The sequence below is a fragment of the Paracoccus ferrooxidans genome, from assembly GCF_029909815.1.
Classification (GTDB): domain Bacteria; phylum Pseudomonadota; class Alphaproteobacteria; order Rhodobacterales; family Rhodobacteraceae; genus Paracoccus; species Paracoccus versutus.
Genome location: NZ_CP038198.1, coordinates 637,822 through 651,102, shown reverse-complemented (window position 1 = coordinate 651,102; position 13,281 = coordinate 637,822). Strand labels below are relative to the sequence as shown.

Sequence of the window (13,281 nt, the reverse complement as noted above, 5' to 3'; positions counted from 1 at the left end):
CGGAAAGAATGCCCATGTCCTTCTGGTCCCGCTGGTTTGCAGGCGCCCCGCCTGCGGCCTCGCCTCCGCACGCCCCATCACCGCGCGCGTCCGTCCAGGAGGCCGGCGGCGGGCTGGTCATCACCTCCGCTGCCGAACTGGACGCTGCGCTGAGGGCCGGGGCGGTCAGCGGCTCCGGCATGGCGGTGACGCCCGACAGCGCCATGCGGGTGGCGGCAGTCTATGCCTGCGTGCGCATCATTTCCGGCGCGGTGGCAACGCTGCCCTTGCATATCAAGCGCCGGGTCGATGCCCGGACCCGCGAGGATGCCTCGGATGCCCCGATCTGGCAGCTGCTGCGGCGAAGGCCCAATCGCTGGCAAACGCCATCGCAGTTCCGCCGGATGCTGCAGGCGCATCTGCTCTTGCGCGGCAATGCCTATGCCATGATCGTGCGCTCGCGCGGCACCGTGCAGGCGCTGATCCCGCTGCATCCGGATCGGGTCGAGGTGGTGCAGGACAAGGACCTGGCGCTGAGCTTTCTCTATACCCGCCCCGATGGAAGGCGTCTGCGGCTGGCGCAGGACGAGGTGCTGCATCTGGTCGGGCTGACGCTGGATGGGGTGCGAGGTGTCTCACCCATCGCCTATGCCCGCGAGACCATCGGACTGGCGCTGGCAATGGAGGATCACGGCGCCACCACCTTCCGCAACGGTGCCCGGGTCTCGGGCGTGCTCAGGCACCCGCAGAAGCTCGGACCCGAGGCGGTGGCCAATCTCAAGGCCGGGCTCGAGGCATTCCGCGCCGGCGGTGACCAGGAAGGCAAGCACCTCATCCTCGAGGAAGGTATGGATTACGCCCGCATCGCGATGACCGCCGAGGATGCGCAATGGATCGAGAGCCGCAAGTTCAGCCGCAGCGACATCGCCATGTTCTTCGGGGTGCCGCCGCACATGATCGGCGACACCGAGAAGTCCACCAGCTGGGGCACCGGCATCGAGCAGCAGTCGATCGGCTTCGTAGCCTATACGCTCGAGGATCACCTGACCATGTGGGAGGAGGCAATCGACCGCGACCTGATCGGCGCGGATGATCTGCTCTATGCCCGGTTCAACCGCGCAGCCCTCGTCAAGGGCGACATCCGGGCCCGCTGGGAGGCCTATGTGAAGGGTCTGCAATGGGGGGTGTGGAGCCCCAACGAGATCCGCGCGCTCGAGGACCAGAATCCACGTGCCGGCGGCGACATCTATTATCCGCCGCCCAACATGACGGCTGCGGCCGGGGACGCGGGTGACGATGCGGACGCGCCCACAAGCGAAGGAGTTTCCGATGAGCCTGCGTGATCTTCCTGCCGGACCGGCCTTGCCGCGCCCCGCGGCGTTCCAGGCCGATGCGCCATCGGACGCATTGGTCCGCTGGGCCGAAACGCCGGTCGCCGCGCAGGTCACTTCCGTCACCGAGAGCGACAGCACCATCACCATCTTCGACGTGATCGGCGAGGATGGTATGGGCGGCGGGGTGAGCCTGCGCCGGATCGCAGCGGCGCTCAGCAGGATCGGCCCGCAGGCGGTGACGGTGCAGATCAACTCGCCGGGCGGCGACATGTTCGAGGGCATTGCCATCTACAACCTGCTGCGCGCCCATCCGGCCGCGGTCACCGTCGAGGTGCTGGGCCTCGCGGCCTCGGCGGCCTCCATCATCGCCATGGCCGGCGACGAGATCCACATGAGCCCCGGCAGCTTCCTGATGCTGCACAATGCCTGGGGCGTGGTGATCGGCAATCGCCACGATATGGCTGAGGCCGCTGCGCTCTTCGAGACATTCGATGCCGCGCTGGCCGGGATCTATGCCGCCCGCAGTGGCAGGCCACAGGTCGAGGTTGTCGCGTTGCTGGATGCCGAGACCTTTCTCAGCGCCGAGGAGGCGATTGCGGCCGGGATGGCCGACTGCATGGTCGAGGGTTCGGCCGCTGGCCTGCCCGCGCAGTCACCGCAGAGCGGCGCGCAGTCGCGCCCCGACATTCAGGCGCGGCGCCGCATAGACGCGGCACTGGCCCAGCAAGGTATCCCGCGATCCGCGCGGCGCGCGATGCTGAGAGACCTCACCGGCACGCGGAACGCTGCCGAACCCGCCATGCAGAACGCTGGCCTCCCCCTAAGCGCCATCCGGCAGCTCATCGATACCATCCGCTCATAAGGAGACCCCCATGGGCATCCAGAAATCCCCCCGCATCCACGGGGCCGTTCGCGTGCGTGCCGAGACCGGCGACGCGAACGCCATCCTTGCCGATCTGAACCGCGCCTTTGCCGCCTTCAAGGACGAGCATCAGGCCGAGATCAGCAGCATCAACGCCCGCTTCGCCGATGTCGTGCAGACCGAGAAGGTCGAACGCATCAATGCCGAGATCACCCGGCTTCAGGGCGCGCTCGACGAGACAAATGCCATGCTGGCGGCAGCCAGGCTCGGCGGCGGTGTCGGCAGCGTAGATCGGTCGGACAGCCCCGAGACCCGCGAGCACGCCCGCGCCTTCAACCAGTTCTTCCGCCGCGGGGTCGAGGCCGGGTTGCGGGAGTTGGAGGTGAAGGCCGCGCTCCGCACCGACAGCGATCCCGATGGCGGCTATGTCGTCCCCGACCAGATGGAACAGATTATCGACCGGGTGCTGGGCTCGGTCTCGGCCATGCGCGCGATTGCCAGTGTCATCTCGATCTCGGCCGGCAGCTACAAGAAGCTGGTCAATCAGGGGGGCGCTGCGGCCGGCTGGGTCGGCGAGCGTCAGGCCCGCCCCGAGACCGCCACCCCGAGGCTCGCTGAACTGGCTTTCCCGGCGATGGAGATCTACGCCAACCCGGCTGCGACCCAGACGCTGCTCGACGATGCAAGGGTCGATATCGCTGCCTGGTTGGCCGAAGAGGTCTCGACCGCCTTCGCCGAGGCCGAGGCTGCCGCCTTCATCACCGGCGACGGGGTGAACCGGCCGCGCGGCATCCTGGCCTATGACACGGTCGCCAATGCCTCTTACGCCTGGGGCAAGATCGGCTACACCGCCTCGGGCGTCGCGGCCGCATTGACCGATGCCAGCCACAACGGCGTCGATGCGCTGATCGACCTCGTCTACGGGCTGAAGCAGGGCTACCGGCAGAATGCCCGCTTCCTGATGAACCGCTCGCTGCAGGCTGCGATCCGCAAGCTGAAGTCGAAGACCGAGGAGCTCTATCTCTGGCAACCCCCGGTCCAGGCTGGCCAGCCGGCAACGCTGCTCGGCTATCCGATCAGCGATGACGACAACATGCCCGATATCGCCGCCGGAGCTTTCCCGATCGCCTTCGGGGATTTCCGGCGCGGCTATCTGATCGTCGACCGCTTCGGCATCCGGGTGCTGCGCGATCCCTTCACCAACAAGCCCTATGTGCATTTCTATACCACCAAGCGCGTCGGTGGCGGGGTGCAGAATTTTGATGCCATCAAGCTGCTGAAGATCGCGGCCAGCTGATCGCCCGGCTGAACCAAGGCGCGCGCGCGGCAGGGTTCAGCCCGCGTCTTCCCACCCACATTCCTGCACAGGAGGATCCGATGAAGGATCTGCATTCCAGTCTCTCGGTGGCCGCGGCCATCAATGCTGCCACCCTCACCGACGACAGCACCCCCGTGGCCATTGATCTGCGCGGTCATGACGGTGCCGAGATCATTCTCGCCATTGGCGTGGGCGGCATCACCTTCACCTCGACCAACAGGATCGAGTTCATCCTGACCCATTCCGATGACGACAGCAGCTATGAGGCGGTGACCGCAGCCGACCTGCTGGGCGTCCCGACCGTGGGCGAAGGCGGCATCGTCAAGGCGCTGGTCGAGGCCCACGCCACCGCCGCCGTTTACCGCTTCGGCTATGTCGGAACCAAACGCTACCTGAAGCTGCTGGCGGCGCTTGAAGGCACCCATGCCACCGGCACGCCGATTGCCGGCCTGGTGATCAAGGGTCACGGCCGGATCAACCCGCAGGCCGATCAGGCCTGAGACCGATGCTGCAATAACTGCGCGGGCGATGAAGACCGCCCGTGCCCTGCCTCAGGGGGTTTTGCCCATGTTCACGCTGACCCGCATCACCGCGCCCGCGACCACGCCGATCACGCTGGAAGAGGCCAAGGCGCAGCTTCGGGTCGATCACGAGGACGAGGACCTGCTGATCCAGCATTATATCGATGCGGCCACCGCCTGGCTCGACGGGCCGGCGGGGATCCTCGGCCGCTGCCTAGTCACGCAATCCTGGCAGATGGATCTCGATGCCATCACCGGACCGATCCTGCTGCCGTTTCCCGACAGCGAGATCGACAGCGCCGTGTTCACCGATGCCGCGGGCGGCGATCTCGATTACCGGATCGACCGGCGGGACCAACGCCTGTTGTTGCGACCCCTCGCGGGCTTTGGCCGTCCTGCGGCGATCACCTTCACCGCGGGCTATGGCGCCCCCGCCGAGATCCCCGCCGCCATCCGTCAGGCCATGCTGCTGCTGATCGGGCATTGGTATGAGCATCGAGAGGCCGTCAGCCTCGGGGCAAGTCCATCGGCGCTGCCCATGGCGGTCGATGCGCTGCTCGCCCCCTATCGCAGGATCCGGCTGTGAGAATGGTTGCCGGACGCCTGCGGCGCCGGGTCACCTTCCAGCAGGCTGTGATCATCCGCGATCCGGACGGGATGCTGATCCAAGGGTGGGAGGATCGCTTCACCCTCTGGTGCCATGTTCATTATCTGCGCGGCTCCGAGGCCGTCATGCAGGCACGGCTGGTCTCGAAAGCACCGGCCATCCTGACGATCCGCGCCAGCGCCGAGACCCGCGCCATCACCTCGGAATGGCGGGCCCTCATCGACGCGGTGATCTTCGATCTCAAGGAAGATCCTCGGCCCAGCGAGGATGGCGCCTATTTCGAGATGCTGGTTGAGGCGTGAGAGGCCCAGAATGGGGGAGGCGCCGATGACACCGCACAGTTCTGACCGGTCGAACGCCGAACTCGAGGCGATGCTGACCCGTGCCGCCGAGCAGGGGGCGAAACGCGCGCTCGCCGATGTCGGCCTCGACGGCGACGAGGCCGCGCTCGACATCCGCGATCTGCGCTCCCTCGTGGACTGCATCCGGCTGGTGCGGCGCACCGCGATGCAGACGGCCGTCCGCATGATCACCACCGGCGTCATGCTGGCGCTGCTCGCGGGCATCGCCATCAAGCTGAAGATCTTCGGCGGCAGCCCGTAGCCGCGCCCCATCACCATTCATCAGCCCGCAATGACCCGCCGTCGAGGCGGGTTTTTTGTTCTGGGAGGACACCATGACCACGACATTCCACCGCCATTGGCGCGACGTGCCGGAGAGCGGCTGGCGTTGGCCGAATTTCAGCCCTGCCGAGATCGCCTGCCGGGGTACTGGCAAACTGCTGATCAACGAAACGGCGCTCGACAAGCTGCAGGCGCTGCGCGACCGGCTGGGCAAGCCGCTGATCGTCCGCTCCGCCTATCGCAGCCCCGAGCACAATCGCGCTGTCGGCGGCGCCACCCGGTCGAAGCATCTCGATGGCGCCGCCTTCGACATCGCCATGGCGAACCACGACCCGGTGGCCTTCGAGGCGGCAGCCCGCGAGGTTGGGTTCCTCGGCTTCGGTTTCTATCCGCGCTCGGGCTTCATGCACGTCGACCTCGGCCCCGTGCGCCAGTGGGGCGAGCGGTTCCCGGTGCGGGCGACAGCATTTGCAGCCGAAACGCCGCCCGCGCGCGAAGTGCTGGCCGACAGCCGCACGATGAAGGGTGGTGGCGCGGCAGGCGTAGCCACGCTGGGCGCTGCCGGGGTGGAGGTTGCGCAGAGCGTTCTGGCCGAGACCCAGACCGCGATCCTGCCGCTGGTGCCGTATCTCGATACGCTCCGCTGGGTGTTCATCGTCGTGGCACTCGGTGGCATCGCGGTCACGATCTACGCGCGTCTCGATGACTGGCGCAGGGGGCGGCGGTGATCGCCAGGCTGGTCACCGGGATTGCCACGAGCCCGTGGATGCGGGCGGCGCTGCGCTACGGAGCCATCACGCTCGCCGTGCTCTTGTTCCTGTTTTCGCTTCGGCGCTCCGGGGAGCGAGCGGGACGCCTCGTCGAACGCCTCGAAGCCACGGAGAAGGCCAATGACGTCCAACGCCGGATGCTGGAAGCGGCGGCTCGCCGTCCTCGTTCTCGCGACGATTTGGTTGAGCGGCTGCGCGACGGACAGTTCTGATGTCGATAGACTCGGTGCCTGTCCGCCGGTCGTCGAGTATAGCAGGGAGCTCCAGGCGCAATCGGCTGAAGAATTGGCCTTGCTGCCGGAGGACTCGGCCATCATGGGAATGATCAGCGACTACGCTGTGATGCGGGAGCAGGCGCGGGTTTGCGAGTAAGCCCCGACACCGCGGACACTAACCGCCTATACATCTGGTCACCGTCCGGGTACCATCAGGCAGCGGTTGACGAGCGAGGCGTCGCCGGAGCGGAGCAGACATTGGACTTCAACACCGTAGAAACTGATTCTATTTTTCCTACTGATGGCATCGATACTCTCCTTGTCGATCATCTACGGAAGATTATTTTTGAAGACGAACAAGAACACGAATTTCTTTGCAAGCGCCTGGAGCAGGCTCGAAAAGACGCCGAACAGCTCAAATCAAAGGTGAACGGCGACGCCGCTTTGCGGCTCCAGAAACTTCAAGCCTGCCTGGATGAAGCCAACACTGCCTTTGATCGCGCCGCGGTGGAGCTTCAGCACCTCGAGGGTGATCGAAAAAAGTATCGAGACTTAATCGAACGGGCGCGCGAGGGGAAGTGGTCGGAGACAGAAAAGGCGAAAGCGAAGGAATTTGCCGATGGTACGCTATCCGATCTGAAGCAGAAGATCGCGCAAGTCGAGACGCAGATCGAGGACTTATGGAAACGACGTGACGAGACGTCACAAGAGACACAGGTCCTGACGGAAGCGAAAAAAGCCGCGGAGCAGCAACTGTTTCTCTTGCTGGGAGGGGGTGCTCCGCCGGAGTTCTTTGAGGCTTTGAGAAAGCGCGAGACAGATCTCGAAGCGAAATTGCAGGCTGAATCAGTTCAAAAAATTGATGCATTGAAGGCACGCGAAAGCGAGGTTTCGATTGCGGAGACCAATTTGAGCCGAATGACAATCGAGTTGGAGGCTGCTCGCTCACGCGCCTCGCGAATGGCCTCCGTCGGACCGCTCGGGCGCTTCGCCCGAAATCTTAATCCGCGGAACTTGGTCCGGCGCAGTGAGGCCGCCATTCAGAATGACATCGACGCCCGACGGCAGGAATTGGACGCCGCAAACGCTGATATCGAGCGCATTACGAAAGAGCTGGCAGACTTGCGGGCCAGGTACGACACAGAGCTTGAGGCGCTGCCGGAATCTCTGCGCGGAAAGCTGATCGACGAAACCAAAACGAATTTGAGTGATCTCTCAAACAAGCTCGCGAACATCGAGCGGATGGTCCATGAAATCAAATCCGAGCTGGAAGCGCACGAATCTGAGCTTTCGAAATACCGAAAGGAATTTGAGGTCGAGCATCAGCGGCATGTGACGGCTCGCTTGGATAACATGCTCTGTCACGCACAAACTGCCCTCGCCGAAAACAAAAAAGAGATAGACGACGCGGCCGGGCGACTGCAACGCGCAGAACAGAGCCGAGCGCGCCTTTTGAGTATGATCGACGGGCGACGTGCAAGGCTGGAAGCCGCACTTGCTGATTGCGATGGTCGGGCGAGAGCGCATCTCGAACCTCTCCAGCGCGCCGAAGCTCGTTTGCGTCGCCGGCTTCAGGATCGTGCGCAAAAGGCTGGAATGGTTCTTGACCCGAAGACTGGCACGTTCCGGGAGCAGGAGGTTCCTCAACTCGAGACTGCTGTTGCCCGCGCGACCTATCGACGGCGCGGCGAGGCCTTGTCCTCTCTTGCGACCTTGCCGGTCTTGCTCCAGCGCCGCGAGCAAACAGGCTATGTGAGCAAGGATGATGAAAGACTTGCGACGGTTTTTGCAGCCATTCGTGACGAAGTGGAGCCAAGTGAAGCCGAACGCCCCGAATTCATCGACCGTTTTTGCGACATTGTCTTTGGCGATGACGAGGAGGAACGGCCGTTTTTCGTCTCCTTGGTGTCAAAGAAGGATGACCAACTGCTTGTTCTGGTTCGACCTGCAGAAGTGCTGCCGCAACTGAAAAGCTGCTTGCCTGAGGCAATGTCGGTTTGCCTGCTTTGCCGGCTCGATTACGGTTCCAGAAATACGCCGGACAACACGACGCTTCTAGTTCTGGACGCTGCGGTAGTTCCGGATTGCGCGCCGCGCCCATTTGAGGCAGTCGCTTCTTTTTTGCGCTATACATCGCGACGCTCGTTGCCAGCAGCGACACCTGCACTTGATGAGATTCTGGAGCAAGCGCAAGCTCTGCCAGACATGCTGGAGGAAGTGCTCCAGGATCGGTTGACTGACTGGCAAGGCTATCTGGACTGGGCCAACCGCGAGATTTCGCGCAAGGCACCTTGGGCAGCTATGGGACCCGGCGAGTGGGAAGACAATGCCTGGAATGGTGTTGTCATTTGTGAAGGTGCTGCGGCGGCCCGCCATATTTCCGGTGCCCGCCTGCCGAAGGACACACGCCGCAGTGTTGAGCTCTATCCATTGGAAGAACCCTGGAAGCAGGGTGATCGTAGGGGCCAAGCCATCAGTTATCGCTGTACTGATTTCAAGGTAATCGGACCCGCTGCACTCAGGCAGGATTTCTTGAAGGATTGCCCATGGCCTGACCCCAAAGCCATTCAGGTCCGGTTGAACTTTTCGCGCAAGGCTGATGTGACTGCGTTGGCCAAGATGGCCGAAAGCACATCGCTTGGATTGAGAGATTTGAGCGAAGCAACCGGCTCAAAGACGCAACTTGATCGTTACGGGTCAGCCCTGACGCAATTGCAGTTCGGGGCGAGCGGTCGGCGGCAAGCCAACCGCTTGCCCGCCGCCCCCTATTTGATGGCATCGCTTTTCAACGTAACGCTGGCGGCAAAACCATCAGACAGGCCTGATCGGCTTTTGAATGAGCAGATCGCCCAGATGTACCGCCTTAACGAGGATCAAAAGGCCGCCGTCGGCGTCATGCTCGCCGCGCCCGAAATCGCCTATATTCAAGGCCCGCCGGGAACCGGAAAGACCACGATGATCGCCGCGGCTTGCGCGCACTTCGTCCGGTCGGGGCATCGCGTGCTGATTGCCTCGCAGACCAACCTTGCGGTCGAGAACGCGCTTGATCGCCTGAGGGATGACCCCGAGGTTCGACAGCTTTGGCTAAGCAAAAACGACGGAGAGGAAAGAAAATCGACAGCTGTCGCCGAGTGGTATGAGATGGCCGCAGAACATGTGAAACAGAAGGTGAGCGGGCCGCTCAAGTCTCTGACAGCAGAGGTCAAGCAACTGCAGATCTGGCTGGGGCGCGCCCGAAAGCTGGCCGATGATCGACGGGTTTCGGATGCGGACATTGCGGCGCGCAAGGATGCGCTCGAGCGAGCCAATGCACGGCTGGACGAGGTGAGAGCGCGACAGAAGGCGGAATCAGAAACTAACGGGCGTGCGGCATGGTGGGCCATGGCTCGCAACGCGCTTGCGAATTTAGAGGATTGGGATCCCTCCTGCTTTAGGCCTGAGCTCGCGCCAGATGTGGCCGACCTTCTCGTAATGCTTGTCGAGCAGGAGGGAGGTAAGGCGCATCTTGAGGTCTCGGCGCCAGCTCTGCATCGCCAGGTGCAAGAACGGATCCGCGACATCCAGTCGAGGTTGAGGGACGAAGGGGATCAGGTTGGCCGAGAGAGGGCCGAGGGCGCAAGACAGCGGATACTCGATGCGTGGCCGGCTAAAGGGTCGCCCGTAGCGGAAGGATCCGGCGACGACGAGGCGAGTGCAAAAACCGAAGCAGTGGTGGCCGATCGCGAGCGTCTGCTTGCACAGCAGGCCCTGGCCGATGCACGCAGCCGTGGCGATAGGGTCCATGAGCAGTGTGTGGAACTGTTGTCGGAGGCGAGTGAATTTCTCGATCTTTCGGCCGAACCGTCTCCGTCCGACGTAGCGGCAGCGATAGCCCAGATCGAGGGCATTCTGGACTTGCGTACAAGCCGCCTCGCAGAAGCCGGTCCACTTGAGGATTGGTTGCCTTTGCTGGATGAATGGGTTGGCGACCTGAAGCAGCAGGCGGAGAAACGTTCCGCCACGGATCGCATGGGCGAACGCTATGTGCGCAGCGCCAATGTCATCGGCATCACGTGCAACGCCGACTTCAGGATCCTTTCGGACAACGGATTTTCCAACTTTGATGTGGTGATCGTTGACGAGGTCAGCAAGGCGACTCCGCTGGAGTTGCTACGCCCGATGCTTCTTGCACCCAAGACGATCCTTGTTGGTGATCACCGGCAGCTTCCTCCGACGTTCGAGTTTGCGTCTTTCTCGAAGCCGGACAAGTCTCTCACGGACGACGAGGATGCGGAAGCTTTGGAGCGTGAGGCCGAATTGCTACGTAAATACGAGCGTTTGACGACGGCATCGCTGTTCCGCGACGGCTTTGCCGAAATAGACCCCAGTAGCAGAGCGGCCCTAAACACCCAATATCGCATGCATCCGCAGATCATGTCGCTGATCAATCGTTTTTACGACGGGCGGTTGCAATCCGGTCTGACCGATCCGGATGGGCTGGATACCAGCGCCAGATGGTCATGGCGGACACATGGCCTGAACCTGAAGTCGCGATCCGGCGGACAGTACCTTACAGAGAGTCTTCATGCGCTGTGGATCGACAGTTCGGAAGATGAAACCGGAAAGGTTGCCTACGAGGACAGCGACGGGACCGGCATCGGAAATGAGCTTGAAGCACGACTCGTCGCCCAAGTCGTCGAGGACATTGTCAATGTCTGCGAACGAGATCATCGCACCAAGACCATCGCCGTCGCCACTTTCTACAACCGCCAGAAAAGGTTGATCCGCAAGGAACTCGAGTCGAGGCTCGGCGAGCGTTTCAAGGGCCTGCGAATAGACGTCGAGACGGTCGACCGGTTCCAGGGGAAGGAGGCGGACATCGTGATCGTGAGCATGGTTCGAAACAGATCTCAGCGTTTGGGCAAGAACTCCAATCCGGCGAAATTCGAAAGGATCAATGTGGCGTTCTCGCGGGCGCGCGATCTTCTGGTGGTGATCGGAGCGCGGAAGACCTTTGAGCGATTTGAGGTTGCGATCGAACCTGTTGACGGTGGCGCGCCGCGACGAACCCCCGTCTATGGGCAAATCATCGGTGATATCAAGGAACTGGGCGGTCTCTGGCAGGCCAAGGATATCCTTGGGCCGAAGCCGCTGCGCTCCAAGAGAAAAAATCCATGAGGCTGGGAGAGGCGTCTGTGTGGTTTCCGGTCCTGCACCTTCGTGCAAAGGTAACCTATCGTCTCCTGCCGGAGCTCACTCCACTGCACCGGGCTCTGGAAAAGGCGGTGGTTCGGTTTTCACGCAGCGACAACACCCTTGCCAAAGCACCGATCGGCAGCTTGTTTCGGGAGGTTTTCGGCGTGTCGGGCGCCCGGGAAATCATGCCCGATGTCCTCGGCGATCTTATTGAACGCGGGCGCGTTCATCGGGTGGCCGAGCACGAGATCGACCCGTCCTTGCTCCGCCTTGTCGATCTTGCGCCGGGGCCCGACGAGCCGCACGGTGCGCGTGCGGCGGAGCCGTCAGAGCAAGCCCGAAAATCGGCACAGGATCGAACAATCGAGCGGTTCTTTGATCCGGTCCTCGAAGAAATCGTTGAGGCCGATGTTCTGCTTGCCGAGCCCGTGGATGGGAGCTGTTTTCGTATCCCTGTCGACCCATTCTCGACCGATCCCCCTCGGCATTGGATTGACGGCGAACTCAGGGCTGAGTTGCAGGACGACATGCAGGTATACAATGCAACCTGCGAGAAGATTGGTCATCGATGGCGACGCGGCGACGCCGTGCTTGTCCTCAGAGACGGCGAGCTTTCCTTCGAATGCAGCGACCCGCGCGAGAGCGAGTATTTACGCGGTCTTCCACAAACGGTGCGGCGCTCCTGGTTGTTGCCGGACCGCCAGGACGGACCGAACCATTCCCCGCTTGAGGATGATGCCGCGGTGTCGCTCCATTGCCGGTTGCCCGAGGGGCTGCTTGGGCTGACATTGGTTCGTGGCTTGCCCGAGGCGATATCGACAGAGTTGGATTTTCCGTCATCGGTCGTCCTGGCCAAGCTCGATCCCGTGGAGGGGGTAACCGCGCCGACGTTCATTTCACCGCCGGCTCGGGGGCAAGCCATGCGGGTGGCTTATCCGCGGGAAGACAATCCAGGTGTCGCGGGAGTCTTTCTGGCGAGGGAGGGGCGCGAATACCTTAGGTTGCCCGTCATATGGGAAGGATTGCATGCTGAAATCGGGGTGTTCCGCACGACAGGTGGCTTTGCGCAGAGCGGTTCGGAATGGAGCGAACTGGTCGCTGCCCTTGAAAGTGAATGCCGGTTTTCGGAAGTTCCAGAGATATTTGTGCTGCCTGCATTTTGGCTGCCGCCAGCAACGTTTTGGATCAGTCTCATTGATCGGGTCAGGCATGAGCCGACGTCGCAAACATGGATGCAAGGGATCGTTGACGCGCTTGAAAACCTGCCGAGCTCTGTTCTTGAAGGGCTGGTCGAAACCTTGGCGAGAGATCCCTCACTGGATCAATTCCGACGTTCACAGCCTGAATTGGGCAGACTCGATCCTACTGCAACAGGGCTTGTCTCCAAAACGGATCAGCAATCTCGGGAGCTAGGGCTCGTTCCGCCCGAATTCGACAGAGTCGTCGCATTTGATACGTCATCTGTTCTTGAGTTTGGCGATCTGGCAGACCACCTTCTGCCGACAGATTTCTTAGTGTTTCCGAAAACGGTTGCAGAAGAAATCGAAAGGAAGAAAACACAAAAAGGCGACTTCCGATGGAAAAGTCGGAAGAATTTGCGTGCAATTTCGAGACTTCCGAAAAATCATTGGGCGGCACCCTTCCCTGATGTGAATTACCTTAAGTCAGGCGACAAGCGGAATGCAGATGGAGAGATTATCGCAGCGCTGATTCCCTACCGTCAGCCAGATCGCATAGTAGTTCTTGTCTCCGAGGACCTGGACTTCGTGCCGAGGTGCAAATCCTACAATATCGATGTGATGAGGGCAGAAGACTTCATGACCGATTCAAAGACACGGCGGAGGAACATCCAGAAATGAGCTTTGTAGCAGATAGGC

At 62.0% G+C, this 13,281-nt stretch carries 11 protein-coding genes; all 11 read left to right on the top strand.

Annotated elements, in window-relative coordinates; translation table 11 throughout:
* Positions 1-14: 14 nt before the first annotated feature.
* The 11 genes from E3U26_RS03255 to E3U26_RS03205 all read left to right on the top strand — a co-directional run bounded on the left by E3U26_RS03255 (position 15) and on the right by E3U26_RS03205 (position 13,263).
* Entirely contained in the window at positions 15-1,322 is a 1,308-nt protein-coding gene (locus E3U26_RS03255; RefSeq protein WP_230377229.1) for a phage portal protein, read from the top strand.
* Positions 1,309-2,175, top strand: coding sequence for a Clp protease ClpP (locus E3U26_RS03250; RefSeq protein WP_499105435.1), 867 nt, complete (start codon positions 1,309-1,311; stop codon positions 2,173-2,175). The genes E3U26_RS03255 and E3U26_RS03250 overlap by 14 nt, the downstream gene beginning before the upstream one ends.
* A gap of 10 nt (positions 2,176-2,185) precedes the next feature.
* Complete coding sequence (locus E3U26_RS03245; RefSeq protein WP_230377226.1) at positions 2,186-3,472, top strand: phage major capsid protein; 1,287 nt, start codon at positions 2,186-2,188, stop codon at positions 3,470-3,472.
* An 80-nt stretch (positions 3,473-3,552) separates the two neighbouring features.
* On the top strand, positions 3,553-3,993 hold the full coding sequence (locus E3U26_RS03240; RefSeq protein WP_152367102.1) for a hypothetical protein: 441 nt from the start codon (positions 3,553-3,555) through the stop codon (positions 3,991-3,993).
* Positions 3,994-4,060: 67 nt separating this feature from the next.
* The gene (locus tag E3U26_RS03235; protein WP_499105434.1) at positions 4,061-4,600 is read left to right on the top strand and encodes a head-tail connector protein; all 540 of its coding nucleotides are present in this window, start codon (positions 4,061-4,063) and stop codon (positions 4,598-4,600) included.
* Between the two features lie 2 nt (positions 4,601-4,602).
* Positions 4,603-4,923, top strand: coding sequence for a phage head closure protein (locus tag E3U26_RS03230; protein ID WP_230378524.1), 321 nt, complete (start codon positions 4,603-4,605; stop codon positions 4,921-4,923).
* Between the two features lie 25 nt (positions 4,924-4,948).
* Entirely contained in the window at positions 4,949-5,224 is a 276-nt protein-coding gene (locus E3U26_RS03225) for a DUF6127 family protein (protein WP_259676960.1), read from the top strand.
* Positions 5,225-5,297: 73 nt separating this feature from the next.
* The gene (locus tag E3U26_RS03220) at positions 5,298-5,972 is read left to right on the top strand and encodes a YcbK family protein (RefSeq protein WP_499105433.1); all 675 of its coding nucleotides are present in this window, start codon (positions 5,298-5,300) and stop codon (positions 5,970-5,972) included.
* Positions 5,969-6,226 carry a hypothetical protein gene (locus E3U26_RS03215; RefSeq protein WP_230377217.1) on the top strand — a complete coding sequence of 86 codons (258 nt, stop codon included), beginning with the start codon at positions 5,969-5,971 and terminating at the stop codon, positions 6,224-6,226. Before E3U26_RS03220 ends, E3U26_RS03215 begins: the two co-directional genes overlap by 4 nt.
* Before the next feature lie 261 nt (positions 6,227-6,487).
* Positions 6,488-11,386, top strand: coding sequence for a DEAD/DEAH box helicase (locus tag E3U26_RS03210; RefSeq protein WP_499105432.1), 4,899 nt, complete (start codon positions 6,488-6,490; stop codon positions 11,384-11,386).
* Positions 11,383-13,263 carry a PIN domain-containing protein gene (locus E3U26_RS03205; protein WP_499105431.1) on the top strand — a complete coding sequence of 627 codons (1,881 nt, stop codon included), beginning with the start codon at positions 11,383-11,385 and terminating at the stop codon, positions 13,261-13,263. Before E3U26_RS03210 ends, E3U26_RS03205 begins: the two co-directional genes overlap by 4 nt.
* The last annotated feature ends 18 nt before the right edge of the window (positions 13,264-13,281 follow it).

Excerpts from the sequence above, each read along its gene's own strand:
- E3U26_RS03205 (WP_499105431.1), top strand. The coding sequence starts at position 11,383 with ATGAGGCTGGGAGAGGCGTCTGTGTGGTTTCCGGTCCTGCACCTTCGT.
- E3U26_RS03235 (WP_499105434.1), top strand. The coding sequence starts at position 4,061 with ATGTTCACGCTGACCCGCATCACCGCGCCCGCGACCACGCCGATCACG.
- E3U26_RS03255 (WP_230377229.1), top strand. The coding sequence starts at position 15 with ATGTCCTTCTGGTCCCGCTGGTTTGCAGGCGCCCCGCCTGCGGCCTCG.
- E3U26_RS03230 (WP_230378524.1), top strand. The coding sequence starts at position 4,603 with ATGGTTGCCGGACGCCTGCGGCGCCGGGTCACCTTCCAGCAGGCTGTG.
- E3U26_RS03250 (WP_499105435.1), top strand. The coding sequence starts at position 1,309 with ATGAGCCTGCGTGATCTTCCTGCCGGACCGGCCTTGCCGCGCCCCGCG.
- E3U26_RS03220 (WP_499105433.1), top strand. The coding sequence starts at position 5,298 with ATGACCACGACATTCCACCGCCATTGGCGCGACGTGCCGGAGAGCGGC.
- E3U26_RS03225 (WP_259676960.1), top strand. The coding sequence starts at position 4,949 with ATGACACCGCACAGTTCTGACCGGTCGAACGCCGAACTCGAGGCGATG.
- E3U26_RS03245 (WP_230377226.1), top strand. The coding sequence starts at position 2,186 with ATGGGCATCCAGAAATCCCCCCGCATCCACGGGGCCGTTCGCGTGCGT.
- E3U26_RS03240 (WP_152367102.1), top strand. The coding sequence starts at position 3,553 with ATGAAGGATCTGCATTCCAGTCTCTCGGTGGCCGCGGCCATCAATGCT.